Here is a 25,700-nt window from a genome sequence, read left to right as displayed (position 1 = left end):
ATGCGAAGGTGCGAAGGTGCGAAGGTGCAGCGAATCTACGGCTGACTATTTCTTTTAGAAATAGTGGGTTCCCGCTCAGCGGGAACCGTGGCAGGCTCACGGCACCCCTCCCCCGCTCCTCGCAGGAGTCGCCGATGACCGTGCAAGCGCCGTCGCTTCTGGAGAAAGCCGCACTCGTCCTGGGCGCCTTCAAAGGCGCCACGCCCCGGCTGACGCTCACCGAGGTGGTACGCCGCTCCGGGCTGCCCCGCTCCTCCGTGCACCGGATACTGGACCAACTGGTGCGGCTGGGCTGGCTGGAACGCGACGGCCGGGACTACCGGCTGGGCATGGGGATGCTGGAGCTGGGCGCGTCGGCCGCGCACCACAACCGGCTGCGCCGGGCCGCGCTGCCGCATCTGCACGCACTGCACGAGAGGACCGGGCACGTGGTGCACCTCGCGGTCCTCGACGGCCCCGAAGTGGTGTACCTGGAGCGGCTCGGCGGCACGGCGGACGCCTCGGTGCCGTCCCGGATCGGCGGCCGGCAGCCGGCGTACTGCACGGGTACCGGCAAGGCGATCCTGGCGTTCAGCGAGGAGGCGCTGGTCGCCGAGGTGCTGCGGGCCGGGCTGCGGCCGCGTACGCCGTACACGCTCGTCCGGCCTCGGTCCTTCCGCGCGGAGCTGACGCGCGTCCGCGAACGCGGCGTGGCCTACGACCGGGAAGAGGCCTTCCGCGGCGTGTCATGCGTGGCGGCGCCGCTGCGGGGCGCCGGCCGCGCGGTCGCCGCGATCTCGGTGTGCGGCAACGGCATCCACCGCGAACTGGAGCGGCTGGCACCCATGGTGCTCGGGACCGCGCGCTCGGTGTGGGGAGCCCTGTACGGACCGGGGCGCGCGGTGCAGCCGCGCGCGGCCGAGGAGGTGGCCCCGCCCCTGGACCCGGGCCAGATGGACACACTGATGTCGTGGCTGCGGTTCGCGGAGTGGATGTGAGGCGGGTGGGGGTGAGCCGTGTGGAGGTAAGCCTCGGGGCGGGTGTCGGCTCGCTGCGGGGCCAGGGTCAGGAGTAGCTGATCCCGACCCGGTCGGTGAGGGGCAGGGCCTGGCAGGCCAGGACGTATCCGTCGGTGAGGTCCTGCTCGTCGAGGACGTCGTTGCGAGCCATCTTCACCTCGCCGGAGACGACCCGGCAGGCACAGGCGCCACAGGCCGCCTCCCGGCAGGAGTACGGGGCGTCGACGCCGGCGGCGAGCAGGGCGTCGAGCAGCGGCGTCCGCTCGGGCCAGCCGACGACATGCGTCTCACCGTCCAGTTCCACCTCCGCGACGGGCTCCCCGTCGACCGCCGGTACCGGCTCCGCGGCGGCCGGTGCGGCGAAGACGTCGGCACCGAGGGAGAAGAACCGCTCCCGGCGCACGCGGGTACCGTCCAGCGCGGCTTGCACCGCGTCCATCAGGGGCTCGGGCCCGCAGACGTAGGTGTCCCGTCCGGCGTACGGCGCGACCACCGCGGCCAGCCGATCGGCCGTGGGCAGCCCCTGAAGGCTCTCCAGCCAGTGAATCACCACCAGCCGACCCGGGAAGTCCTCACCCAGCTCCCGCAATTCGTTCCGGAAGATGACGGCACCCTCGTCCCGGTTGGCGTAGAGCAGCGTCACCCGCCCCCGCCCCCGCACCAGAGCCGACTTGGCGATGGAGAGAACCGGCGTGATGCCGCTCCCGCCCGCGACCAGCAGCAGGTCGCTGTCGAGCGAGTCCGGTGTGAAGGCCCCGGCCGGAGGCAACACCTCCAGCTCGCCCCCGGCCACGACCCGGTCGCAGAGCCAATGCGAGCCGTACCCCCCAACCACCCGCTTGACGGTGATCCTCAGCGGCTCGCCGGTGTCCGGTGAACTGGCGAGGGAGTAGCACCGCGCCACGGCCTCCGCACCGTCGCCGCCGGGCCCCGGCACCCGCACCGTCAGGAACTGCCCGGGCCGGTAGGCGAACCGGTCCGCCGCCCCGGCCGGTGGCTGAAGCACAAAAGAACGAGCGTCGGCCGTCTCATCGATCACCTCGGTGACGCGCAGCCGGTACGTACGCGGCTCAGGCATCGGCAGGCTCCGGACCCGCGTCGTCCCGGCGGGTGACGGTCAGAATCCCCGCCGCCACTGCCTTGCCGATGCTGTCGTGCAGCGCCGGGCAGGTCCGGATCCGGGCGCCGGTCTCGCCCGCCGCGACCCGGCTGCCGAACTCCGGGCAGACGGCAGCCGCTTCGGCCGTCCACTGCACGGACGTGTGGGCGTGGCTGAACTTCTCGCAGCGGACCTGGTTGCCACAGGCCGCGCACTCCACCGGCTGCACGTCAGGCACCGCTCACGGTCCGCGTTTCCGCGGCATCATCGGGCACGGTCCGCGTCTCCGCGCCATTGGGCACGGTCGCCGCCCGGCGCGCCAGGTTCTCGTCGACCTCGGCACGCCAGGCCTTGTTGGCCCGTTCGGTGTCGATCTCGAACTCGAACCGCTGGACCATCTCGTCCCGTACCTCCCCGACGTCCACGTAGAACTGCTCGTACCAGCGGCGCAGCTGGTACACCGGGCCGTCCTCCTCGGTCAGCAGCGGATTGTCGATCCGGGTCTTGTTACGCCAGATCTCGACATCCTGCTCGAACCCGGTCGCCAGCCCCTCGGCAGTGAGCCGGGCAGCCTCCGCGGCCTCTTCATCCGACATACCGGGCAACTTCTTCACAATGGCGCCGTACTGCAGCAGGAAGCTGTCCGCATCGATCGGATAGTGGCAGTTGATCAGCACCATCTCCGTCTCGACGTCCTCGGCCACCGGCGTCCAGAGGTAGTCGATCATGTAGGAGGGGCCGTAGTAGGAGGCGTCGGAGCGCAGCGGGGCGCTGAGCCCGCCGAGATCGACGTCCTCGCGCGGGGAGCTCTCCATGTACTGGGTGGCGATGTGCCCCTCGAAGACGTTCTTGAAATACGTCGGAAAGGAGTAGTGCACATAGTAGAAGTGCGCCATGTCCACGATGTTGTCCACGATCTCGCGGCAGTTGGCGCCCTCCACCCGGATCGTGTGCCAGGTCCAGTCGCTCCACTCGTCGCTGAAGGCGCCCTCGATGCGCGGGATGGTCACCTCGGGCGGCGGCGGATTGCCCTCGGGGTCGTACCAGACGAACAGCTGGCGGTTCTCCTCCAGCGTGGTCCACGCGCGGGTACGGGCACGCGGCGGCACCCGGCGCGCGTACGGCACCCCGGCGCACCGCCCATTGCCGGACCAGCGCCAGTCATGGAAAGGACAGGCAACGGCATCGCCCTTCACCGAACCGTGAGCGAGATTCCCACCCATGTGCGGGCAGTAAGCATTGAGCACATGCAGCGCCCCGTCGCTCTCCCCCTGGAACACCACCAGCCTGGTACCGAACGCCTCGACCTCGTGTGGCACACCGTCCTTGAAGGCGTCGGCGAGACCGAGACAGTGCCAGCCGCGAGCGAAGCGGGCGGGCGGGCGACCCGCGTCGATGACGCGGACCTCGTCATGGGGAGCAGTCATCTTCTCGTCCTCCTGCACGGCGACGGCCTGTCCGGCGAGGCTAGGCCGCCCCGCGACCATCACGGGAGGCACTTTTCCCGGTGAGCGGGAAAGCGGGCGGGGTGCCTTCCGCCTCCTCCCGAGCCGCCCTCCGAACCCGCAACCTGGCCGCCGTCCAACGCGCAGTTTCCACCGCAGCAGAAGGCCTGGTCCGAAGCGAATTTCCGCCTCCTCGCAGCGTGCAGCCGCCGCTACGAAAGGGCGTACCTGGTTTCCCGGCGCGTGTGGGTACTGCGGTACACGGAACACCGCCTCCTCCTGAGCGCGCAGCGAAGGAAACCCCGCACGGATGGTGCCGCCGTAGTCCTCATTCAGTGCGCAGAACTGGGAATTCACCTCGCGCTGCGGCTCTACGGAGTCCAAGCACCGGAGTCGCCACGCTTCGAGCAAGCTTCCGAGGCGACCGTGAGTCCTTCCGCCGGCTTCTCGCCGATGCCAGGCGCCGTCTCGTGTGTGCTCCGTGACCAGGGGCCGCCTCACCGTTCCGCCTCCCTGTCGGTCCGCTTCAACCAACAGGGTGGCGGCGGCGATCAATTCGCGGCTTGCCGGACCTTCTCCACGGCCTGGGCAGTGAGGGACTCCACCAGCTGGGCGCCGTCGCCCGCGGCCCCATGAACGTGACCACCGTGACGTTGGACCCGACCCGGATGAGGTACTCATCGATGCGCTTGCCCGCAATCTTCATTCGGGCCCCCACCGTCTCGTCACCAACCTTCGGCGCGCTGAGCACTCCGTAGGACACGTCATCTCCCTGGACCCTCGCCTGACTGCAGTGCTGCTGGAGCTGCCGCGCCCCCTCAAGGCTCTGGAGGGCGACCCGCGCGCCAGAAGGCCGACGCCCCCGAACCCCGCCCGCCCCCCGGATAGAGGTGCGTCGGCCTTCCCCACCCGCCCGGACCGCACTTGTGCTCGAGTGTTGCCGGTGATCGCCTGCCTGCGATCACTTGCGAAGTCGAGAACGGTACTCGCCCGGGGGCATGCCTCGGGCACGTCGGAAGGCTCGGCTGAAAGCGTGCGGCGAGGCGTAACCGACCGCGCCGGAGATCGACTCGACCGGCTCGTCGGTGTCGCGGAGCCGGACGGACGCCAGGTCCATGCGCCACTGCGTCACATATGCGCCCGGCGTCTGTCCGAGGGCGGACCGGAAGTGCCTGGACAGCGTCGTCCGGGAGACCGCCGTCGCGGCCGCCAGGGACTCGGTGGTCCAGGGGTGTTCCGGTCGGGCGTGGACACACGCCAGGGCGCCGCGCACGATCGGATCACGCATCGCGCCCAGCCATGAGCCGGACCGCCCCTCCGGGTGGCGGGCCAGCCAGACGCGTACGAACTGGATGAGCAGAAGGTCGACGATGCTGTTGATGGCGGCGGTGGTGCCGATCTGCGGCTGTGCGAGTTCCGCCGTGAGAAGCTCGACGGTCTTTCTGAGCTGTGTGTTCTCCCGGCTCGTGACGTGCATCGGCTGGGCGAAGGAGGTGAGCACCGGCGTGCTCACCTCCGGGTCCTGTTCGTAGCGCAGGACGAGCACTTCGGTCTGCGCCGGCGTCGAGCCCAGGTGCAGGGCGCTGCCGTCGGCGAGGGCCCGCACCGTCGCCTTCCGGTCACAGGGGCCCATCGACGTACTGGGCCCGCCGGCTATCCCGTGGGCGGTGCCCGGCGACACCAGGACGGCGTCTCCGGCCTGCATCTCCAGGGGTTTCCCGCCCGGGACATGGAACCACATCGTGCCACGGGACACCACGTGCAGTGCCGCTCCCGGGGAGGAGTCCAGCCACAGGCCCCAGGTTCCTCCGGCCTTCAGTACGACCCCGAGCGCCCTTCGCGCACCGGATACACGCAAGGCCTCCGCGAGTACGTCCATCGTTCCCTTCTCGTCGACGGGCGGCAGGCCACGACTGATGTCAGGCCACGCCGGGTCTCAGGCCACGCCGGGTCTCAGGCCACGCCGGGTCTCAGGCCACGCCGGGTCTCAGACCACGTCAAGCACGATCTTCCCGTGCACCTTCCGCGCGAACAGTGCCTGGACGGCGTCGTCCACGTCCCGCCAGTCGCCCCGCAGTCCGACCGGCGCCGAGAGCCTCCCGGCGGCCATGAGGCCCAGCAGGTCCGTCAGCTCCCCGCTGGTCGGCGTCATGTCGCCGTAGGTGGCGATGGAACGGGGTTCGCCGAACCCGAACAAGGACCCTGACGGGAACGTGGTGTCCTGCCCCGAGGAGTAACCGACCACGTGGATGGTGCCGCCCTCGGCGAGGGAACTCCACGCCTGGGCCGTCAGCGGCCCACCGACCGTGTCCAGGACGAGGTCGAACCGGCATTCGGCCCCGGCCAGGTCGGTCAGGACCTTGTCGGCCCCGAGTTCGCGGAGCCCGGCGGCCCGGTCCGGCGAACCCACGAGTGCCGTCACCCGGGCGCCCGCCAGCGCCGCCAACTGGACGGCGAAGTGCCCCACACCCCCGCTGGCGCCGGTGACCAGCACGTCGCGCGCCAACAGGGAACGCTTGCGCAGCACCCGCAGCGCGGTGACTCCGGCGATCCCCAGCGCGGCACCGTCGGCCAGGTCCACGCCCTCGGGAACAGTGCCGAGCGAGGCGGGCCTGACCGCCATCCGCTCCGCCCACGCGTGGGCGGACATCCCCACCGCGACCCGCGTACCTTCGGGTGGCCCCGAGCCGTCGGCCGCGGCACGCACCACGACACCGGCCGCGTCGTGGCCGTGCACAGCGCCGGCCGGCCACTGCTCCACGTAGTTCAACTCTCCGAAGTTGAGACCGATGTGCCGTATCTCGACCAACGCCTCGTCACTGGACGGCACGGGCTCATCGACATCGGCGAACCGGACGGGTCCGGCCTCGCCGTGATCGACCACAAGGGCGCGCATGGGTGTGTTTCCTTCTCTCGTGGAGGCGCCTGAACACTCGGCGCGGCAAGGGACGGAGTGCGCGAATGCCGCGCTGCCGCCTCCTTGAAACCCTACGCAGGACCAGCACAGCGACCAGTCCCGTGAGAGTCGATCAGTTGACGATCTGTATCAGTGCGACTCGCGCGCGGCGTCGAACTCTGCACACATCCGGTGGATGACGCTGTGACGGGCACGGCAACACCCTGGCGGGGCGGCAGAGCACAGCAGCCCTCACTCCCGATTTGCCCTCACCCCGAGTCAGCGACTCGCCGGGCACGTTGACTACGGAGGGCTACTCGTCGTGGGCGTCCCACCGGACCGGCTCGTCGGTCGGGCGAAGCGGTGGGCCCAGGCCTCCGTTGGGTCTCCGTACCGGGGGGGTGTGCTCTTTCCGGGAGTGGAGCTGCCACCGCTGCTCTCCGGGCACCCGGACCACATCACCAGAGGTACGAGTCCTGGGCACTGTAGTGCTGTCCGCCACCGTCAAACCCGGTGCCGATACTCCCCGGCGGCCTACCTCGGGTGCGGTAGGTCATGTTCGAGTTCGGCATCGGGCCTCTGGCCGCGCATGGGCATGAAGTCGCCGTAGGGAGCGAACTGGCGGGGATGTCCTGAAAGCGGCGCCGACACGCTCACCGTTCGCCCGCCGCGTCACTGTGCCCCGTACACCGGCTGCGGGGGCTCGGCCTCGGCGAGGAGCTTGCGGGTTGTTTCGCCTGCTTCTGTTGGGGTCCAGCGGGCGTTTTTGTTGACGGTGGGGCCGGGGCGCCAGCCTTCCATGACGGTGATGCGGCCGCCCTCCGCTTCGAAGACCCGGCCGGTCACGCCGGCGGAGTCGGCGGAGCCGAGCCAGACGACGAGCGGGGAGACGTTCTCCGGGGCCATCGCGTCGAAGGTGTCCTCGCCCGGCGCGGCCATGGTCTCGGCGAAGGTCTCCTCGGTCATGCGAGTGCGAGCGGCCGGCGCGATCGCGTTGACCTGGACGCCGTACCGGGCCATCTCCGCGGCGGCGACCAGGGTGAGGCCGACGATGCCGGCCTTGGCGGCCGCGTAGTTGCCCTGGCCGACGCTGCCGAGCAGGCCGGCGCCCGAGCTGGTGTTGATCACCCGGGCCGTGGGGGTACGGCCGACCTTGGCCTCCGCGCGCCAGTGCGCCGCGGCGTGCCGCAGTGTCAGGAAGTGGCCCTTAAGGTGGACCCGCATGACGGCGTCCCAGTCGTCCTCGTCGAGGTTGACCAGCATCCGGTCGCGGAGGAACCCGGCGTTGTTGACGAGGGTGTCGAGCCGGCCGTACGTGTCGAGCGCGGCGGCGACCAGGGAGGCGGCGCCGTCCGTGGTGGCGATGTCGCCACCGTGCGCGACCGCCTCGCCGCCGCGGGCCCGGATCTCGTCGACGACTTCCTGGGCGGGGCCGGCGGCTCCTCCGCTGCCGTCCAGGCCGACGCCGAGATCGTTGACGACGACGCGGGCGCCCTCGGCGGCGAGCGCGAGGGCGTGCGCGCGGCCCAGGCCGCGGCCCGCTCCGGTGACGACGGCGACGCGTCCGGTGCAGAGTCCGGTGCGCAGTCCGGTCATGGTGATCCTGCCTTTCGAGACGTAGGGAGGGGGTGGAACGGGGAGATTTTCAGGAACGGGAGCGGGTCGGTCCGTAGCCGGTACGGTCAGTTGTTGACAGTCGCAGCGTCCAGGAATGCCGGGCGTTCGCCGCCGCCGTGTGCGTGCAGGCTCGCGCCGCTGATGTACGCGGCTCGGTCCGAGGCGAGGAAGACGCAGGCGTCGCCGATCTCGGTGGGTTCGGCGAGCCTGCCGAGCGGGACGGTGCGGCCGACCGCGGCCACGCCGGCCTCGTCCCCGTAGTGCAGGTGGGACAGTTCGGTGCGGACCATGCCGAGGACCACGGTGTTGACCCGTACTTCCGGGGCCCACTCCACGGCCATCGAGCGGGCCAGGTTGTCCAGGCCCGCCTTGGCTGCCCCGTATGCCGCCGTGCCGGGCGACGGGCGGGTGCCGCTGACGCTGCCGATCATGGTGATCGAACCGCCGGCGGGCCCTGCGCGCAGCAGGTCGTACGCGGCGAGCGAGGCGTTCAGCGGCGCGGTCAGATTGAGTTCGACGACGCGGGCCGCGTGCCGACTGCCGCCGTCGGCGAGGGTGCGGAACGGGGTGCCCCCGGCGTTGTTGACCAGCGTGTCCAGCCGACCGTACTCGTCGCCGACCCGCTGGAAGAAGGCACCGACGGCGTCGGGGTCGCGCAGGTCGACGGGGAGGAAGCGGGCGGTGCGCCCGGCCGCCCGCACGGGTTCGTCGGGGGGCCGCCGGGCGCAGGTCACCACCTCGGCCCCGGCCTCCAGCAGGGCGCGGCCGATTCCCGCGCCGACGCCCCGTGTTCCGCCCGTCACGACGGCGACGGACCCGGTGAGATCGATGATCGCTGGCATTGAGCACCTCCCGCGGCGCGCCGACCGCTGCTACCTTGCCTGCACGCTCCCTAACAAACGTTTGGTGGAAAGGTAGCTGATCTGCTCATGGGTGTCTCCACCTCCACGCCCGAAGAGGGCATCGCGGTCGTCACCGTGGACTTCCCACCGGTGAACGCCCTCCCCGTACAAGGCTGGTACGACCTGACCGCAGCGGTACGCGCCGCCGGGGCTGATCCGAAGGTGCGCTGTGTCGTCCTTGCCGCCGCCGGACGCGGTTTCAACGCCGGTGTGGACATCAAGGAGATGCAGCGCACGCCCGGTCACGACGCGCTGCTCGGCGCCAACCGGGGCTGTTACGAAGCGTTCGCTGCCGTGTACGACTGCGAAGTACCGGTGGTCGCGGCCGTGCAGGGTTTCTGTCTGGGCGGCGGCATCGGGCTGGTGGGCAACGCGGACGCCATCGTGGCGAGCGACGACGCGACGTTCGGCCTGCCCGAGCTGGACCGCGGCGCGCTGGGGGCGGCCACCCATCTCGCCCGGCTGGTCCCACAACACCTGATGCGTGCGCTGTACTACACCTCGCGCACCGTCACCGCCGAGGAGCTGCGGCAGTACGGGTCCGTCTGGCGCGTCGTACCGCGTGAGCAACTCAACGACACAGCACGGAAGTTGGCGGGCGAGATCGCCGCCAAGGACGGGACTCTGATCCGCCTCGCCAAGGCCGCCATCAACGGCATCGATCCGGTCGACGTACACCGCAGCTACCGCTTCGAGCAGGGCTTCACCTTCGAGGCCAACCTCAGCGGCATCGCCGACCGCGTACGCGACACCTTCGGCAGCGACCGCAGCGAAACCAGCAACAGCAACAGCAACAGCAACAGCAACAACGGAACCAGTACAGCAAAGGAGCAGCGGTCATGAGCGCGGACAAGACGATGACCGCCGACGAGGTGGTCGGCCGCCTCTCCAGCGGCATGACGCTCGGCATCGGCGGGTGGGGTTCGCGGCGCAAGCCGATGGCGCTGGTGCGCGCACTGCTGCGCTCGGACATCACCGACCTGACGGTGGTGTCCTACGGCGGCCCGGACGTCGGGCTGCTGGCGGCCGCCGGGAAGATCCGCAGGCTGGTCACCGCCTTCGGCACGCTGGACTCCGTCCCGCTGGAGCCGCACTTCTGCGCGGCCCGGCAGGGCGGCGGCCTCGAACTGACCGAGCTGGACGAGGCGATGGTCATGTGGGGGCTCACCGCCGCCGCGCACCGGCTGCCGTTCATGCCGATCCGGGCCGGGCTCGGCTCGGACGTGATGACGGTCAATCCGTCCCTGCGCACGGTCACCTCGCCGTACGAGGACGGTGAGGAGCTGGTCGCCGTGCCGGCGCTGCGGATGGACGCGGCGCTGGTGCACCTCGACCGGGCCGACGCGCGCGGCAACGGCCAGTACCTCGGCCCCGACCCGTACTTCGACGACCTGTTCTGCCAGGCGGCGGACGCCGCGTACCTGTCCTGCGAGCGCATCGTCGACACCGCGGAGCTGCTCAAGGCCGCCGGGCCGCAGTCGCTGCTGGTCAAGCGGGCGTTCGTCACCGGGGTGACCGAGACGCCGAACGGTGCGCACTTCACCTCCTGCGAGCCGGACTACGGGCGCGACGAGGCGTTCCAGCGGGCGTACGTGCGGGCCGCCAAGGACCCGGAGGCCTGGCAGGGCTTCGTGCGGCGGTTCCTGTCCGGCGACGAGCAGACGTATCAGGCCGCGGTCGCGGCGTTCCACGAGGAGGGGTCCGCATGACCACGGTGAAGGCGACCCGGGCCGAGTACTGCGTGCTGGCCTGCGCGGAGGTCTGGCGCGACGCGGGCGAGGTGCTGGCCAGCCCGATGGGCACCGTCCCCTCGATCGGTGCCCGGCTGGCCAAGCTCACCTTCTCCCCCGATCTGCTGCTGACGGACGGGGCAGCGCTGCTGATGGCGGACGTGCCGGCGGTCGGGGCACGGTCCGAAGTGACCGAGGGCTGGCTGCCGTACCGGCAGCACCTGGCGCTGGTGGCCACCGGGCGGCGGCACGTGATGATGGGCGCGAGCCAGCTCGACCGGTACGGCAATCAGAACATCAGTTGCATCGGTGACTGGGAGCGGCCGAAGCGGCAGCTGCTGGGGGTGCGGGGAGCTCCGGTCAACACCCTTAATAATCCGACCAGTTACTGGGTGCCGCGGCATTCGCGGCGGGTGTTCGTGGAGCGGGTCGACATGGTGAGCGGGGTCGGGTACGACCGGGCTGCCGCGGCCGGTCCTTCCGCCACTCGGTACCACCGCATCCCGGAGGTCGTCACCGACCTGGGCGTCTTCGACTTCGAGACCCCGGACCGCACCCTGCGGCTGCGCTCACTGCACCCCGGTGTCACGGTCGACCAGGTCCGCGAGGCCACCGGATTCCCGCTCGACGTCCCCGCCCCGGTGCCGTACACCCGCGAACCCACGGCCGCCGAACTGCGCCTGATCCGCGAGGTCATCGACCCCGACGGGCTGCGGGACCGGGAGGTTCCCGCATGACGGCACCGGAGGGCCTCCGCGCGGCGGACGCCACGCTCGCCACGCCGTTCACGCGGCTGGTCGGTGTGCGGCACCCCGTCGTGCAGACCGGCATGGGCTGGGTGGCGGGCCCCCGGCTCGTCTCGGCCGCGGCGAACGCGGGCGCGCTGGGCATCCTGGCGTCGGCCACCATGACCGTGGACCAGTTGCGCGCCGCCGTCCGGGAGGTCGCCGCGCGCACGGAAGCGCCGTTCGGGGTGAATCTGCGCGCGGACGCGGGCGACGCGGCCGACCGCGTCCGGATCATCATCGAGGAGGGCGTACGGGTCGCCTCCTTCGCCCTCGCGCCGTCCCAGGAGCTGATCGCCCGGTTGAAGGACGCCGGGGTGCTCGTCATGCCGTCCGTCGGCGCCCGGCGGCACGCGGAGAAGGTCGCCGCCTGGGGTGCCGACGCCGTGATCGTGCAGGGCGGCGAGGGCGGCGGCCACACCGGGGAGGTCGCCACCGGCGTACTGCTGCCGCAGGTCGTGGACGCGGTGGACATCCCGGTGGTGGCGGCCGGCGGGTTCCGGGACGGGCGGGGGCTGGTGGCGGCGCTGGCGTACGGCGCCGCCGGCATCGCCATGGGCACCCGCTTCCTCCTCACCTCCGACAGCACCGTCCCGGACGCGGTCAAGGCCCGGTACCTCGCCGCGACCGTCAAGGACGTCACCGTCACCACCGCCGTCGACGGCCTCCCCCACCGGATGCTGCGCAGCGAACTGGTCGACGCGCTGGAACGCTCGGGCCGGGCCGCCGCGCTGCTGCGCGCGGTGCGCCATGCCGCGGCCTTCAAGCGCGAGTCCGGCATGAGCTGGCGCCGGATGGTCCGCGACGGCCTGGCCATGAAGCACGGCAAGGACCTGACCTGGAGTCAGGTGCTGCTGGCCGCCAATACGCCCATGCTGCTCAAGGGGTCGATGGTGGACGGCCGTACGGATCTGGGCGTGATGGCGGCCGGGCAGGTCGCGGGGCTCATCGACGACCTGCCCTCCTGCGCCGAACTGGTCGACCGCGTCATGGCGGAGGCCCATGCCACGCTCCGCGCACTTCCGTCGGCGGACTGAGCCCGGTCCGCTCCGTTGCCCGTCACGGGCCGACTCCGGCGCGCACCGGCCGGGCGGCCCCGCGCTTCCCCCTCCCAAGGAACTTCCGGCACACCGCACCCCGGACATCCCCTCTCCCCCTTGGAGTGACCCATGCGCGCCACTCATCTCCGCCGTACGGCGGCAGTGCTGCTCACCGCCGCCCTCGGCTTCCTCCCCGCCTGTGCGGCGGACCCGGCCCCCGACCGGTCCGCCGCCTCACCCACCACCTCACCCCGCCCGGCCGCCGAGACCGTCCACCGGGTCGAGCTCCGGGGCGCGGTCAACGTGCGCGACCTCGGCGGCTACCGCACCCGCGACGGGCACCACGTCCGGTACGGCCGGGTGTTCCGGGCCGACGGGCTCGGAAAACTGACCCCCGCGGACGGCAAGAGACTCACCGGCCTGGGCCTGCGCACCGTCGTGGACCTGCGCGTCCCCGCGGAGACCGCGCGCGACGGCGCCGACCGGCTGCCGCGCGGCATGGAGCTGGTCTCCCGGCCCGTGGCGGACCGCCGGCTGAACGACACGACCAACGAAGCACTGGGCAGCAAAAACCCGGACACACAGCGCAGGCTGCTCGGGGGCGGCCGGGCGGAGCGGCTGATGCGCGCCACGTACCGGTCGTTCGTCACCGACGCGCAGAGCCGCCGCCAGTTCGCGGCGACCGTGCGCGACCTCGCGGACGGCAGGGGCACCCCGTTGCTCTTCCACTGCACCGCGGGCAAGGACCGCACCGGCTGGCTGAGCTACGTACTGCTCCGCGCCGTCGGCGTACCGGACGCCACCGCGACCGGTGACTACCTCCTCTCCAACGACCTGCGGGCCGCGGCCGACCGCCGGACCCGCGCGGGGCTGGAGAAGAGCGGGCGGATGCGGGACGCGGACCTGCTCACCCCGCTGCTGGCCGTCCGCGAGGACTACCTCCGGGCCGCCGTCGACCAGGCCCGGCGGGACTACGGCGGCCTCGACGGCTACCTCACCGAGGGGCTGGACCTGGACTCCCGGACCCTGGCGAGGCTCCGCTCCCGCCTGGTGGACTGAACCGCGCGGCCGAGCCCTCAGCTCCGGCCCGTGCGTACCGCTCCCGCACTCGCCGCGACCACCATCCCGATCGCGGCGCACTGCGGCAGCGTCAGCCCCTGGTCCAGTACGAAGTAGCCGGCCGCCGCCCCGACGGCCGGCGCCAGGCTGGTGAGCACCGCGAACGTGGCGGCGGGCAGCCGGCGCAGGGCGAGCAGTTCCAGGGCGTAGGGCACGCCCGAGCTCATCACCGCGATCACCACGCCCATGCCGAGGACCGCCGGGTCCAGCAGCTTCCCGCCCGAGGCACCGATGCCCAGCGGCAGGGCGACCAGCGCGGCGACGGTCATGGCGATCGCCAGGCCGTCCAGGCGCGGGAAGCGGGCGCCGGCGCGGGCGTTGAGCACGATGTACGCCGCCCACATCGCCCCGGCGGCGAGCGCGAAGGCCACGCCCGGGGGAGCGAGCCCGTGGAAGCCGCCGTCGCTCAGCAGGTAGACCCCGGCCAGCGCGAGTCCCGCCCACAGCAGACCGGCGACGCGGCGCGAGACGAGGACGGACAGCAGCAGCGGTCCGAGCACTTCGAGGGTGACCGCCGCGCCCAGCGGGATCCGGTCGAGCGCCTGGTAGAAGAGGATGTTCATGCCGCCGAGCGCCAGGCCGTAGCCGATGACGGCGGCCCAGTCGGCGCGCCGGTAGCCGCGCAGCCGGGGCCGGGTGACGAGCAGGAGGAGCACGGCGGCGAGCGCGATGCGCAGGGCGACCGTGCCGAGCGCACCGGCCCGGGGGAACAGCAGCGCAGCGACGGCCGATCCGAACTGGACGGACAGCGTGCCGACCAGCACCAGGCCGACGCCGGCGAGACTGCCGCGCCCGGGGGCGCCGCGTACGTGGCCGGGCGTGGTGGTCGTCGCGGAAGAGGTGCGTACCGTGGAGGACATGGCCTTCACGCTAGGAGCCGGGCCGGCGCGCGTGAAATGCCGATTCTCCAGTGGTTATGCTCCTGCGTAATGACCATTGAGCTGCGGCACCTGCGCGCCTTCCTCGCCATCGCCGAGGAGGGCAACATCACCCGCGCCGCCGCCCGCCTCCACCTGGGCCAGCCCGCGCTCTCCCGCACCCTGCGGCGGCTGGAGGAGCACCTGGGCAGCCGCCTCGTGGACCGCTCCACGCACCACCTGGAACTGACTCCGGCGGGGCGTACGTTCCGCGACAAGACCGCAGCGGCGCTCGCCGCGGTCGACGCGGCGCTCGATCCCCGGGGGCTGACGTCGTGGCCGTTGCGGGTCGGCCATACCTGGGCGGCGTTCGGCGACCACACCGTTCCGCTGCTGCGGCGCTGGGACGAGACGCATCCGGACGTCCCGCTGGAGCTGCGCCGTGTCGACGAACGCACGGCCGGTCTCACCCAGGGCAGGGTGGACGCGGCCGTGCTGCGCGGCGCCGTCACCGCACCCGGGCTGGTCACGGAACTGCTGCTGTGGGAGGAGCGGGTGGTGGTCATGCCGTCCGACAGCCCGCTGGCGGGGCTCTCCCGGGTCACCCTGGCAGACCTCGCCCGTCATCCGGTCGCCCTCAACACCGTTTCCGGCACCACCACACTGGACATGTGGCCGCCGACGGCCCGCCCGGTGGGGACCATCGAGGTGAGCAACACCGACGAGTGGCTCGTGGCGATCGCCGCGGGCCGTGCCGTGGGGATCTCCACCACGGCCACCCCGCGCAACCACACCCATCCGTCGGTGGTCCACCGCCCGCTCGCGGACGCCCCGCCGGTCCCCGTCGTCTTCGCCCGCCGCGAAGGCCCGGGCCATCCGGCCGTCCCGGACCTGCTGGCACTGGCCCGCGAGGTCGTGGCCGCCGGGGAGGACTGATCCCCCGACCGGGGTCAGAGCCGTTCGATGACGGTCACGTTGGCCTGGCCGCCGCCCTCGCACATGGTCTGGAGGCCGTAGCGGCCGCCGGTGCGCTCCAGTTCGTGCAGGAGGGTGGTCATGAGCTTGGTGCCGGTGGCGCCGAGGGGATGGCCGAGGGCGATGGCGCCGCCGTTGACGTTGACCTTGTCCGGGTCGGCGCCGGTCTCCTTCAGCCAGGCCAGGACGACCGGCGCGAACGCCTCGTTGATCTCGACCAGGTCGATGTCGTCGATGGTCAGACCGGTCTTCTTCAGGGCGTGTGCGGTGGCCGGGATCGGCGCGGACAGCATCCGGATCGGGTCCTCGCCGCGTACGGAGAGGTGGTGGACGCGGGCGCGCGGGGTCAGGCCGTTTTCCCGTACGGCCCGTTCGGAGGCCAGAAGCATCGCCGAGGCGCCGTCGGAGACCTGCGAGGAGACGGCCGCGGTCAGCCGACCGCCCTCGACCACCGGCTTGAGCCCGGCCATCTTCTCCAGTGAGGTGTCCCGGCGCGGTCCCTCGTCGGCGGTGACGTCCCCGTACGGCACGAGTTCGCGTTCGAAGCGGCCCTCGTCGATGGCGCGGACGGCCCGCCGGTGGGAGCGGTACGCGAACTCCTCCATGGCCTCGCGGGTGATGCCCCACTTCTCGGCGATCAGTTCGGCGCCGTGGAACTGGTTGACCGGCGCGTCGCCGTAGCGGGCCCGCCAGCCCTCGCTGCCCGCGTACGGCCCTTCGGTCAGCCCGAGCGGCTCGGCGGCCTGCCGGCTGGCGAAGGCGATCGGGATCATCGACATGTTCTGCGTGCCGCCCGCGACGACCAGGTCCTGCGTGCCGGAGAGCACCCCCTGCGCGGCGAAGTGGATCGCCTGCTGCGAGGAGCCGCACTGCCGGTCGACGGTGACACCGGGCACCTCTTCGGGGAGCCCGGCGGCCAGCCAGCACGTGCGGGCGATGTCACCGGCCTGCGGCCCTACGGTGTCCAGGCAGCCGAAGACCACGTCCTCGACGGCGGCCGGGTCGATGCCGGTGCGCGTCACGAGCGCCTTGAGCACGTGGGCCCCGAGGTCGGCCGGGTGGACGGCGGCGAGCCCGCCGTTCCGCCGTCCGACGGGCGTGCGTATCGCGTCGATGATGTAGGCCTCGGCCATGGCTGCTGCTCCTCGGTCGGTAACAGGGGCGCGTGGGGATTACGTGCGTACGGCGACGCCGTCCAGGACCATGGACAGGTACTGGCGGGCGATCTCCTCCGGGCTGTGCTGTCCGCCCGGGCGGTACCAGCTCACCGCGACCCAGACGGTGTCGCGGATGAAGCGGTAGGTGAGCCGGATGTCGAGGTCGGCGCGGAACACTCCCGCGGCCACTCCGCGCTCCAGCGTGCCCAGCCACGCCTTCTCGAACTTCACCTGCGAATCGGCGAGGTAGGAGAAGCGCGGCTGCGCGGCGAGGGCCCGGGCCTCCTTCTGGTAGATGGCGACCGCGGCGCGGTGCCGGTCGATCTCCCGGAAGGACTCGGTGACCAGGGCCTCGATGGTTTCCCGGGGGCCGAGGCCGGCGTCGAGCACGGTGTCGTAGCCGGTCCACAGCTCGTCCAGGAAGGTGGCGAGGATCTCGTCCAGCATCGATTCCTTGGAATCGAAGTGGTAGTAGAGGCTGCCGGCCAGCATGCCGGCCGCGTCCGCGATCTTCCGTACGGTGGTGGCGTTGTAGCCCTGCTCGGCGAACACCTCGGCGGCGGTGTCCAGCAGTTCGCGGCGGCGCTCGGGGGACGGGCTCACGTTCGACTTCTTCTTGGCGGTTGGCACCGCACCATTGTCGCCCGCCCCTCACGCGCGCTGGCTGCTGACCGGCACGACCTCGCCGGTCATGTACGACGCGTAGTCGCTGGCGAGGAAGACGATGACGTTGGCGACCTCCCAGGGCTCCGCGTACCGGCCGAACGCCTCGCGCTCGGTCAGCTCCGCCAGCAGTTCGGGGGTGGTGACCTTCGCCAGGTGCGGGTGCATGGCCAGGCTCGGCGACACGGCGTTGACCCGGACGCCGTACTCGGCCGCCTCCACCGCTGCGCAGCGGGTCAGGGCCATCACGCCGGCCTTGGCGGCGGCGTAGTGGGCCTGGCCGCGCTGGGCACGCCAGCCGACGACCGAGGCGTTGTTGACGACGGCACCGCCCTGTCCGGCGGCCTTCATGCGGCGCAGCGCGGCGCGGGTGCAGCGGAAGGTGCCGTTGAGGGTGACGTCGAGGACCCGGTCCCACTGCTCGTCGGCCATGTCGACCAGGTCCGCGGTGCCGCCGAGCCCGGCGTTGTTCACCACGATGTCGAGGCGGCCGTGGCGTTCCTCGGCGAGGTCGAGGAGCGCGGTGACCTGGTCCTCGTCGGTGACGTCGCAGGGCAGCGCGGCGACCCGGTCCGCGCCGAACTCGGCGGCGAGCGCCGCCTCGGACTCCTTGAGCCGGCGGGCGTGCGCGTCGGAGACGACGACGCCGGCGCCCTCCTCCAGGAGGCGGCGGGCCGTGGCGCCGCCGATGCCCGCACCCGCAGCGGCGGTGACCACGGCGGTGCGGCCGGCGAGGAGGGCGTGGCCGGGGACGTACGGGGGCGGCGGGGTCACGGGCGTGCCTCCTTGGGCAGGCCGAGGACGCGCTCGGCGATGACGTTGCGCTGGATCTCGTTGGATCCGGCGTAGATGGTGTCGGCGCGGGAGAAGAGGAACAGCCGCTGCCAGTCGGTGAGGTCGTACGGTTCCCCGGCGGCCAGCATGCCGTCGGCGCCGCAGATGTCCATGGCGAGTTCGCCCAGCTCGCGGTGCCAGGTCGCCCAGACGATCTTTCCGATGGAGGCCTCGGGTCCGGGCGCCCCGGAAGCGACGCCGTCGAGCATCCGCAGGGCGTTGCAGCGGATGGTCTCCAGTCCGGTCCAGGCGCGGGCGATCCGGTCGCGGATGAGCGGGTCGGCGGCGGCGCCGTTGACCTTGGCCAGTTCGGTGACGGCCGTCAGTTCGCGGCGGAATCCGACCTGCTGGCCGAGGGTGGAGACGCCCCGTTCGAAGCCGAGGGTGGCCATGGCGACGCGCCAGCCGTCGCCCGGTTCGCCGACGATGTTCGCCGCGTCGGTGCGCGCGCCGTCGAAGAAGACCTCGTTGAACTCCGAGGTGCCGGTGAGCTGGGTGATGGGCCGGACCTCGACGCCCGGCTGGTCCAGCGGCACCAGCAGGTAGGACAGGCCGTGGTGGCGGGTCGAGCCGGGCTCGGTGCGGGCGACGACGAAGCACCAGTCGGACTCGTGCGCGAGCGAGGTCCAGATCTTCTGCCCGGTGACGAGCCAGCCCTTGTCGTCCCGCTCGGCCCGGGTCCGTACGTTGGCCAGGTCCGAGCCGGCGTCCGGCTCGCTGTAGCCCTGGCACCACAGCTCCTCGACCGAGACGATCCGCGGGAGGAAGCGGTCCCGCTGCGCGGGGGTGCCGAAGGCGATGAGGGTGGGTCCGAGCAGCTGCTCGCCGATGTGGTTGACGCGCGCGGGGGCGTCGGCGAGGGCGTACTCCTCGTGGAAGGCGACCTGTTGGGCGAGGGTCGCGCCGCGGCCGCCGTACTCCTCGGGCCAGCCGACGCAGGTCCAGCCCGCGGCCGCCATGTGCCGTTCCCAGGCGAGGCGTTCGGCGAAGGCCTCGTGCTCCCGGCCCGGCCCGCCACGGCCGCGCAACTCCGCGAATTCGCCCGTCAGATGGTCCCGCAGCCAGGTGCGGACCTCGGTGCGGAACTCCTCGACGCTGCTCATGCCGCTAAGTTAACCTACCAAACACTTGTTAGGGAAGGAGTCGCAGATGCCCGCTGTGCCCGACGACGAGCCCGTACGCTACGAGCGGCAGGGACCGGTGGCGACGGTCACCATGAACCGCCCCGCCTACCGCAACGCCCAGAACTCCGCGATGACCTACGCCCTGGACCGCGCCTTCTACCGCGCGGCCGACGACGACGAGGTCAAGGCCGTGGTCCTCGCGGGCGACGGCAAGCACTTCTCCGCCGGCCACGACATCGGCACCCCCGAACGCGACGCGCACCTGCCCTTCGACCGCAGGGCCGGCCTGTGGTGGGACCACAGCGACAAGGAGGGCGCGGAGAGCCGCTTCGCCCGCGAGTCCGAGGTCTACCTCGGGATGTGCCGCCGCTGGCGCGAACTGCCCAAGCCGGTGATCGCGAGCGTGCAGGGCGCCTGCGTGGCGGGCGGCCTGATGCTCGCCTGGATCTGCGACCTGATCGTGGCCTCCGAGGACGCGTTCTTCGCCGACCCCGTGGTCCGCATGGGCATACCGGGCGTGGAGTACTTCGCCCACCCCTGGGCCATGCCACCCCGCATCGCCAAGGAATTCCTCTACACCGGCGACCGGATGACGGCACAGCGCGCGTACCAGATCGGCATGATCAACCGGGTCGTGCCGCGCGAGGACCTGGCCGACACCACACAGCAGTTGGCTCTCCGGATCGCCGAGATGCCGCGCATGGGGCTCGCCCTCACCAAGCGCGCGGTCAACCAGGCGGAGGACCTCCAGGGCCTGCACACCGGCCTCGACTCCGTCTTCGGCCTGCACCACCTCGCCCACGCGCACAACGCCGAGACCGCGCGGGACTCCCTCGGCGGCATGGACGTCCGGGGCATGAAGGAGGCGTCCTCCTGATGGACCTGGACCTCTCCCCCGCGGACGAGGCGTTCCGGGCGGAGGCCCGCGCCTGGCTCGCCGCACACGTGCCGCGCACCCCGCTGCCCTCCCTGGAGACCGCGGAGGGCTTCGCCGCCCACCGGGAATGGGAGCGCGAACTGTCCGACGGGCGCTGGTCGGTGGTCTCCTGGCCCGAGGAGTACGGCGGCCGGGGCGCGTCCCTGCTGCGCTGGCTGCTCTTCGAGGAGGAGTACTACGCCGCCGGGGCGCCCGGCCGGGTCACCCAGAACGGCATCAACCTGCTGGCCCCCACCCTCTTCGAGCACGGCACCCCGGAACAGCTCGCCCGCATCCTGCCGGCCATGGCGAGCGGCGGGACCGTCTGGGCCCAGGCGTGGTCCGAGCCGGAGGCGGGCTCGGACCTGGCGTCGCTGCGCTCGACGGCGGTACGGACCGACGGGGGGTGGCTGCTCAGCGGCCAGAAGACCTGGTCGTCCCGGGCCGCCTTCGCCGACCGGGCCTTCGGCCTCTTCCGCAGCGACCCGTCCGGCGCCGCCGAGGGCAAGCCGCACCGGGGACTGACGTACCTGATGTTCCCGCTGAACGCGCCCGGGGTGACCGTGCGCCCCATCGGGCGGCTCGACGGCAAGCCCGCCTTCGCCGAACTCTTCCTCGACGAGGTGTTCGTGCCGGACGCGGACGTGATCGGGGAGCCGGGGCAGGGCTGGCGGGTGGCGATGAGCACCGCGGGCAACGAGCGCGGGCTGACGCTGCGCAGTCCGGGCCGCTTCAGCGCGGCGGCCGACCGGCTGGTGGCGCTGTGGCGCGAGCGGGCCGACCCGGCCGACACCGCGCTCCGCGACCGGGTGGCCGACGCGGTGATCGGCGCCCGCGCCTACCAGCTCTTCACCTACCGCAACGCGTCCCGCATCGCGGCCGGAGGAGACCTGGGGTCCGAGTCCAGCCTGAACAAGGTCTTCTGGTCCGAGTACGACATCGCGCTGCACGAGACGGCGCTCGACCTGCTCGGCCCGTACGGCGAACTGGCGGACACCGCCGGTGACGCGCCGGGGCACGGCGGCTGGGCCGAGGGGTACACCTTCGCGCTCGCCGGGCCGGTCTACGCCGGCACCAACGAGATCCAGCGCGACATCATCGCCGAGCGGCTGCTCGGTCTGCCGAAAGGACGCCGGTGATGCGGTTCCTCCTCGACGAAGCGCAGCGGGACTTCGCCCGTTCCCTGGACGCCCTGCTCACGGCGGCCGGCACGCCCGCGGTGGTCCGGGCCTGGTCGGCCGGGGACACCGGACCCGGCCGCGCGCTGTGGTCCCGGCTCGCCGACGCCGGCGTCTTCGCCCTCGCCGTACCGGAGAAACACGGCGGCATGGGCCCCCTGCCGGTCGAACTAGCTGTATCTTTCGCAGAGTTGGGCCGTCATGCGGTGCCCGGTCCGGTCGTGGAGACGGTGGCCGCTGCGGCCTTCCTGGACCGGCTGGGCGACGAGCCGACGGCAGCGGAGCTGCTGCCCGGCATCGCCTCGGGCGCGACCGTCGCCTCGTTCTGCCTGCTCTCCCCCGCCGGCGGCATCGGCGGCGGCCCGTACGCGCTGGACGCCGACGCCGCCGACCTGGTGCTCGCCGTGTCCGGGGAGGCCGTACGGCGGGCCGGGACCACGGGGCCCGTCCAGCCGTCCGCCGATCCGGCGCGCCGGCTGGCCGAGCCGGTCGGCGGCTCCGTACTGGCGCACGGGCCCGAGGTGACCGCGGCGGCCGCGTACGCCGCCGACGTCGCCGCGCTCGCCACGGCGGCGCAGGCGCTGGGCCTGGCCCGCGCGCTGCTGGCCCGCACCGTCGCATACGTCCGGCAGCGGACCCAGTTCGGGGTCGCCGTCGGATCGTTCCAGGCGGTGAAGCACCGGCTGGCCGACACCCTCATCGGCATGGAGTTCGCCGAGCCGCTGCTGTACGGGGCTGCGCTGGGCATGGCCGCAGGCGACCATGCGGACGTGCCCGCGGCGAAGGTCGCCGCCTGCGAAGCCGCGTACGCCGCCGCCCGCACCGCCCTCCAGCTGCACGGCGCGGTGGGCTACACCGAGGAACTCGACCTCTCCCTCTGGATCCGCAAGGCCAGGGCCCTGCGCTCGGCCTGGGGCACCCCCGCCGCCTGCCGCGCCCGGGTCCTCGCCGCCGCGGCCGCCGGAGCGGAGCACGCGCCGGAAGGGGCCGGGGCATGCGGGAACTGACACCGACGGAGGAACAGGAGGAGCTGCGGTCCGCGGTACGGGCGCTGCTCGCGCGCCACGAGGGCGCGGCGGCCTGGCGCCCGCTGACGGCGCAGATCGGCGTCGCGGGGCTCGCCGTTCCCGAGGAGTACGGCGGGGCAGGGTGCGGGGCGCGCGAGGTCCACGTCGTCATGGCCGAGCTGGGCCGGGCGCTGTCCCCCGTGCCGTACCTCGGGTCGGCTGTACTCACCGTTCAGGCCCTGCTGGCCTCGGGCGACCGGGCGGCCTGCAAGGAACTGCTGCCGCGGCTGGCCGAGGGGCGGGCCGTCGGGGCCCTGGCGTGGGCCGAGCGGGGGTCCTGGGACCCGGCGGCGGTTCGGACACAGGCCGAGCGGCAGTCGGACGGGGCGTGGGTTCTCACCGGATCCAAGGAGTACGTGCTGGACGGCGCCGCGGCCGAGGTGCTGCTCGTGGCGGCACGTACCGAAGCCGGGGTGTCGCTCTTCGAGGTGGCGGCGGACGGCGCGGGCGTGCTGCGCGAGGCAGCGGTGCCGATGGACCAGTCGCGGGCGCTGGCGCGCGTGGTCCTCGAAGGTGCGCGGGGGCGGCTGCTCGGTGCGGCGGGCGACGGCGAACGGGTCCTGCGGCAGGTGCGGGACGCGGCCTGTACCGCGCTGGCCGCCGAGCAGGTCGGCGCGGCCGAGCGCTGCCTGGAACTGACCGTCGCACACGCCAAGGACCGCGTGCAGTTCGGCCGCTCCATCGGTTCCTTCCAGGCGGTCAAGCACCGGCTGGCGGACGCGTACGTGCTGGTGGAGTCGGCACGGTCGGCCGCGCTGGGGGCGGCGTTCGCGGCGGACGCGGGGGGCCCGGAGGCGGGCCGGGCCGCGGCCGTCGCGAAATCGGTCTGCTCGGAGGCGTTCTCGGCGGTGGCGGCCGAGATGATCCAGCTGCACGGCGGCATCGGCATCACCTGGGAGCACGAAGCACACCGGTACTTCAAGCGCGCGCACGCCACCGGACAGCTCTTCGGCCCGCCGGCCGAGCACCGCGCCCGGCTCGCCGCCGAACTGGAGCTGTGGGGTTAATCGGTGACAGCGGCGGCGGTTCCCGCGGAGACCGCCGCCATGGTGCGCAGTACGGCCGCGTTCACCGCTTCGGCACCCCAGCTGCCCTGCTCCAGCTCCTTCGCACGCCGGTAGACCTTGCCCGACCACGGCACGGTGCGGTGCAGGCTCGGCAGGGTGCCGCTCGCGGAGAGCAGCCCCACCAGCGCCGCGGTACGGGCATCGGGCTCCGCGTGGTCCACCAGGACGGCACGGACCTGCTGGAGCAGGGCCTTCTTGCGCCCGGTGTCCGCGACCGACAGCGACGTCGAGGGGAAGACACCCAGCGTCTTCTTGCGCTCCCGGTGCAGCGTGCCCCGCTCGACGAGCCGGTCGAGCACGGTCCCGCGCAGTGCCGGGCCGATCTCGGCAAGGAGCGTCTGGACGCCCCGTACGCGCTCGGCGACCTGCTCATGGGCGCTCCGGAGCAGCGGGTCCTGCGGCGAGGCACCGGTCACCGCACGCACCTTCAGACCGGTCAGCCCCACATCGCGGGCGTCGACCCTGACGTACCCGCCGAGACCGAGCTCGACGAGCACGGCCCCGCCCAGGGTGTAGTACAGCGTGCCTTCCCCCGCGATCGCTCCCGACGTGTCGTCCATCATCAGCAGGAGCAGGTCCTCGACGATGAGGGGCTCGTTCGGCATGGCGTCTTCTCCTCGGAACAGGGCGGGTCGGAACAGGGCGGGCGGGGGCAGCGGGTGCGGCGTGACGACCGACCCGGGCACATGTCGGGCCAGGTACAGGGCCGGCAGCTTCCGGGAGGACGACCGCTCCCACCGCACACTGTGCCGTCGCGGCACAGTCAAGCCGTCCGTGACACGGATCACCCGCCGTACGGCGGCAGGGTTCGACCATGCCGCTACGGCATGGTGTGCACTGGTCACATGGCCTGGAGCACCCGAGAGATCGCCGAGCTCGCCGGCGTCAGCCTGCGGGCGGTCCGGCACTACCACGAGGTCGGGCTGCTGGCCGAGCCCGAGCGGCGCACCAACGGCTACAAGCAGTACCGCGTCGCGCACCTGGTCAAGCTGCTGCGCATCAAGCGCCTGACCGACCTCGGGTTCTCGCTGCCCCAGATCGCCGCCATGGGAGAGGTCGAGGACCACCCGGAGGAGGCGCTGCGCACGCTCGACGCCGAGCTCGCGGCCACCATCGAACGTCTCCAGCGGGCCCGTGCCGAACTCGGTCTGATCCTGCACCGCTCGCTGCCGGCCGACCTGCCGCCCGAATTCGCGCCGGCCGGCCGGGCGCGGCTGTCCGAGGCCGACCGCTCCCTGTACACCGTGCTGTCGCGCGTCGCCGGGCCCGCTCCGCGGCGGACCTACGCCGAGCTGATGCGGACCCATGCCGACGACGAGGTGAACGGGGAGTTCGACGCGCTGCCCGCCGATGCCGACGAGCGGACCCGCCAGGACCTCGCCGAGCGGATGCTGCCCGGCGTCCGAGAACTGTTCGCGGAGCACCCGCACCTGAAGACGCCGCACGCCGACGCCCCTCGGGGCGAGGCCTTCGCCAAGAAAACGGTCGGAAAGGCCCTCAGAGACCTGTACAGCCCCGCACAACTCGACGTGCTGCAGCGCCTCAACGCCCTGCTCGCGCAGCCTCCTGAGACCGAGCAGGGGTAGCCGTCCGCGGGAGATGTCTCAGGGCCTGCCGCCCTCCTCCCGGTCCCGCAGCTCCGCCAGGTCGGCGAGCATCTCGGCGGTCCGGTCGCACTCGGCGGCGTAGTACCGCTCGGCCCATTTCAGGGTGAGCGCGGTGTACGCCCAGGCGTCCTCCGTGCCGGCGCCCTCGGCGTCCGCCGCGGCCCGCCGCCGCATGGTCTCCGCGTACTCCTCGTGCCGGCCGAGCACCTCGCGCAGCCGGTCCGGGCCCGTCAGGTGCCCGAGCCAGAGGCGCAGCATGACGCCGTGCTTCAGTACGGGCGGTTCGACCGGTGCCTCCCGCGCCCAGGCGCTGACCGCCGCGCTGCCCTCCTCGGTGATCCGGTACACGCGTTTGCCTCGCCCGCCGTTCTCCGGCACCACGATCCGCGAGGCCGCGTAACCGGCCTTCTCCAGCCGCTTGAGCTCGCCGTAGATCTGGCTGTACGACGGGCTCCAGTAGAAGAACCCCAGCGACCAGTCCGACCAGTTCTTCAGGTCGTAGCCGGACAGCTCCTCACCGAAGGAGAGCAGTCCGAGCACCGCCCAGCTCGTCGCCGGGAGCCGCCGCGCCGCGCCGTTGTCCCGCTCGTCCGCCGCCCCGGCAGTGTTTCGCTCTTCCGCCAC

At 72.4% G+C, this 25,700-nt stretch carries 26 protein-coding genes; 12 read left to right on the top strand and 14 right to left on the bottom strand.

From position 1 onward, the window contains the following. The first annotated feature begins 134 nt into the window (after positions 1–134). On the top strand, positions 135–977 hold the full coding sequence (locus ABZ840_RS22040; protein WP_361561779.1) for an IclR family transcriptional regulator: 843 nt from the start codon (positions 135–137) through the stop codon (positions 975–977). Positions 978–1,044: 67 nt separating this feature from the next. On the opposite strand, the gene ABZ840_RS22035 is transcribed toward ABZ840_RS22040, so the two are convergent. From ABZ840_RS22035 to ABZ840_RS22005, 7 genes are all read right to left on the bottom strand, one after another. After that, positions 1,045–2,076, bottom strand: coding sequence for a ferredoxin--NADP reductase (locus ABZ840_RS22035; RefSeq protein WP_361561778.1), 1,032 nt, complete (start codon positions 2,074–2,076; stop codon positions 1,045–1,047). Then, positions 2,069–2,335 (bottom strand): hypothetical protein, encoded by a 267-nt coding sequence (locus tag ABZ840_RS22030; protein ID WP_361561777.1) that lies wholly within the window; start codon positions 2,333–2,335, stop codon positions 2,069–2,071. The genes ABZ840_RS22035 and ABZ840_RS22030 overlap by 8 nt, the downstream gene beginning before the upstream one ends. Further along, positions 2,328–3,524 (bottom strand): Rieske 2Fe-2S domain-containing protein, encoded by a 1,197-nt coding sequence (locus ABZ840_RS22025; RefSeq protein ID WP_361561776.1) that lies wholly within the window; start codon positions 3,522–3,524, stop codon positions 2,328–2,330. Before ABZ840_RS22025 ends, ABZ840_RS22030 begins: the two co-directional genes overlap by 8 nt. A 979-nt stretch (positions 3,525–4,503) precedes the next feature. Further along, on the bottom strand, positions 4,504–5,421 hold the full coding sequence (locus ABZ840_RS22020; RefSeq protein ID WP_361561775.1) for an AraC family transcriptional regulator: 918 nt from the start codon (positions 5,419–5,421) through the stop codon (positions 4,504–4,506). A gap of 108 nt (positions 5,422–5,529) precedes the next feature. Next, positions 5,530–6,438, bottom strand: coding sequence for a zinc-binding dehydrogenase (locus ABZ840_RS22015; protein ID WP_361561774.1), 909 nt, complete (start codon positions 6,436–6,438; stop codon positions 5,530–5,532). A 672-nt stretch (positions 6,439–7,110) separates the two neighbouring features. Beyond that, positions 7,111–8,034, bottom strand: coding sequence for an SDR family oxidoreductase (locus ABZ840_RS22010; protein WP_361561773.1), 924 nt, complete (start codon positions 8,032–8,034; stop codon positions 7,111–7,113). An 86-nt stretch (positions 8,035–8,120) separates the two neighbouring features. Beyond that, positions 8,121–8,897 (bottom strand): SDR family oxidoreductase, encoded by a 777-nt coding sequence (locus ABZ840_RS22005; RefSeq protein ID WP_361561772.1) that lies wholly within the window; start codon positions 8,895–8,897, stop codon positions 8,121–8,123. 87 nt (positions 8,898–8,984) lie between these two features. On the opposite strand from ABZ840_RS22005, the gene ABZ840_RS22000 reads away from it, so the two are divergent. The 5 genes from ABZ840_RS22000 to ABZ840_RS21980 all read left to right on the top strand — a co-directional run bounded on the left by ABZ840_RS22000 (position 8,985) and on the right by ABZ840_RS21980 (position 13,571). After that, the gene (locus tag ABZ840_RS22000; RefSeq protein WP_361561771.1) at positions 8,985–9,800 is read left to right on the top strand and encodes an enoyl-CoA hydratase family protein; all 816 of its coding nucleotides are present in this window, start codon (positions 8,985–8,987) and stop codon (positions 9,798–9,800) included. Then, the gene (locus ABZ840_RS21995; RefSeq protein ID WP_361561770.1) at positions 9,797–10,666 is read left to right on the top strand and encodes a CoA-transferase; all 870 of its coding nucleotides are present in this window, start codon (positions 9,797–9,799) and stop codon (positions 10,664–10,666) included. The genes ABZ840_RS22000 and ABZ840_RS21995 overlap by 4 nt, the downstream gene beginning before the upstream one ends. After that, positions 10,663–11,424 (top strand): CoA-transferase, encoded by a 762-nt coding sequence (locus ABZ840_RS21990; RefSeq protein WP_361561769.1) that lies wholly within the window; start codon positions 10,663–10,665, stop codon positions 11,422–11,424. The genes ABZ840_RS21995 and ABZ840_RS21990 overlap by 4 nt, the downstream gene beginning before the upstream one ends. Further along, positions 11,421–12,509 carry a nitronate monooxygenase gene (locus ABZ840_RS21985; RefSeq protein WP_361561768.1) on the top strand — a complete coding sequence of 363 codons (1,089 nt, stop codon included), beginning with the start codon at positions 11,421–11,423 and terminating at the stop codon, positions 12,507–12,509. The genes ABZ840_RS21990 and ABZ840_RS21985 overlap by 4 nt, the downstream gene beginning before the upstream one ends. Before the next feature lie 132 nt (positions 12,510–12,641). Beyond that, positions 12,642–13,571 (top strand): tyrosine-protein phosphatase, encoded by a 930-nt coding sequence (locus ABZ840_RS21980; protein ID WP_361561767.1) that lies wholly within the window; start codon positions 12,642–12,644, stop codon positions 13,569–13,571. 17 nt (positions 13,572–13,588) lie between these two features. Here the strand turns inward: ABZ840_RS21980 and ABZ840_RS21975 are convergent, their stop codons facing one another. Then, complete coding sequence (locus ABZ840_RS21975) at positions 13,589–14,491, bottom strand: EamA family transporter (RefSeq protein WP_361561766.1); 903 nt, start codon at positions 14,489–14,491, stop codon at positions 13,589–13,591. Positions 14,492–14,560: 69 nt separating this feature from the next. Between ABZ840_RS21975 and ABZ840_RS21970 the strand changes: the two genes are divergently transcribed. After that, positions 14,561–15,424 (top strand): LysR family transcriptional regulator, encoded by an 864-nt coding sequence (locus ABZ840_RS21970; RefSeq protein WP_361561765.1) that lies wholly within the window; start codon positions 14,561–14,563, stop codon positions 15,422–15,424. Positions 15,425–15,438: 14 nt separating this feature from the next. Here ABZ840_RS21970 and ABZ840_RS21965 read toward each other — a convergent pair whose 3' ends face one another. Genes ABZ840_RS21965 through ABZ840_RS21950 form a run of 4 tightly spaced genes read right to left on the bottom strand, consistent with a single transcriptional unit; the run spans position 15,439 to position 19,220 of the window. Continuing rightward, positions 15,439–16,596 carry an acetyl-CoA C-acetyltransferase gene (locus ABZ840_RS21965; RefSeq protein ID WP_361561764.1) on the bottom strand — a complete coding sequence of 386 codons (1,158 nt, stop codon included), beginning with the start codon at positions 16,594–16,596 and terminating at the stop codon, positions 15,439–15,441. A gap of 39 nt (positions 16,597–16,635) precedes the next feature. Continuing rightward, positions 16,636–17,250: a TetR/AcrR family transcriptional regulator gene (locus ABZ840_RS21960; protein WP_361561763.1), complete on the bottom strand. Its 615-nt coding sequence runs from the start codon at positions 17,248–17,250 to the stop codon at positions 16,636–16,638. Positions 17,251–17,271: 21 nt separating this feature from the next. Continuing rightward, a complete protein-coding gene (locus ABZ840_RS21955; protein WP_361561762.1) occupies positions 17,272–18,057 on the bottom strand; it encodes an SDR family oxidoreductase in 786 nt (261 codons plus the stop codon). Next, positions 18,054–19,220, bottom strand: coding sequence for an acyl-CoA dehydrogenase family protein (locus ABZ840_RS21950; RefSeq protein WP_361561761.1), 1,167 nt, complete (start codon positions 19,218–19,220; stop codon positions 18,054–18,056). Before ABZ840_RS21950 ends, ABZ840_RS21955 begins: the two co-directional genes overlap by 4 nt. Before the next feature lie 46 nt (positions 19,221–19,266). Here ABZ840_RS21950 and ABZ840_RS21945 point away from each other — a divergent pair, with 46 nt between their 5' ends. The 4 genes from ABZ840_RS21945 to ABZ840_RS21930 are packed head-to-tail and all read left to right on the top strand — an operon-like array spanning position 19,267 to position 23,409. Continuing rightward, entirely contained in the window at positions 19,267–20,118 is an 852-nt protein-coding gene (locus ABZ840_RS21945) for an enoyl-CoA hydratase (protein ID WP_361561760.1), read from the top strand. Further along, positions 20,118–21,296 carry an acyl-CoA dehydrogenase family protein gene (locus ABZ840_RS21940; protein WP_361561759.1) on the top strand — a complete coding sequence of 393 codons (1,179 nt, stop codon included), beginning with the start codon at positions 20,118–20,120 and terminating at the stop codon, positions 21,294–21,296. Before ABZ840_RS21945 ends, ABZ840_RS21940 begins: the two co-directional genes overlap by 1 nt. Next, positions 21,296–22,342, top strand: a complete 1,047-nt coding sequence (locus ABZ840_RS21935) for an acyl-CoA dehydrogenase family protein (protein ID WP_361561758.1) — start codon at positions 21,296–21,298, stop codon at positions 22,340–22,342. Before ABZ840_RS21940 ends, ABZ840_RS21935 begins: the two co-directional genes overlap by 1 nt. Continuing rightward, positions 22,339–23,409 carry an acyl-CoA dehydrogenase family protein gene (locus ABZ840_RS21930; RefSeq protein ID WP_361561972.1) on the top strand — a complete coding sequence of 357 codons (1,071 nt, stop codon included), beginning with the start codon at positions 22,339–22,341 and terminating at the stop codon, positions 23,407–23,409. Before ABZ840_RS21935 ends, ABZ840_RS21930 begins: the two co-directional genes overlap by 4 nt. Here the strand turns inward: ABZ840_RS21930 and ABZ840_RS21925 are convergent. Beyond that, entirely contained in the window at positions 23,406–24,074 is a 669-nt protein-coding gene (locus ABZ840_RS21925; protein ID WP_361561757.1) for a GPP34 family phosphoprotein, read from the bottom strand. The two genes, ABZ840_RS21930 and ABZ840_RS21925, sit on opposite strands and share 4 nt — an antisense overlap. A gap of 240 nt (positions 24,075–24,314) precedes the next feature. Here ABZ840_RS21925 and ABZ840_RS21920 point away from each other — a divergent pair, with 240 nt between their 5' ends. Continuing rightward, positions 24,315–25,055: a MerR family transcriptional regulator gene (locus tag ABZ840_RS21920; RefSeq protein WP_361561756.1), complete on the top strand. Its 741-nt coding sequence runs from the start codon at positions 24,315–24,317 to the stop codon at positions 25,053–25,055. 18 nt (positions 25,056–25,073) lie between these two features. On the opposite strand, the gene ABZ840_RS21915 is transcribed toward ABZ840_RS21920, so the two are convergent. Then, complete coding sequence (locus tag ABZ840_RS21915; protein WP_361561755.1) at positions 25,074–25,700, bottom strand: PadR family transcriptional regulator; 627 nt, start codon at positions 25,698–25,700, stop codon at positions 25,074–25,076.

The organism is Streptomyces sp. NPDC047117, assembly GCF_040643545.1.
Lineage (GTDB): Bacteria > Actinomycetota > Actinomycetes > Streptomycetales > Streptomycetaceae > Streptomyces.
This window is presented reverse-complemented; position numbering and strand designations above follow the sequence as displayed.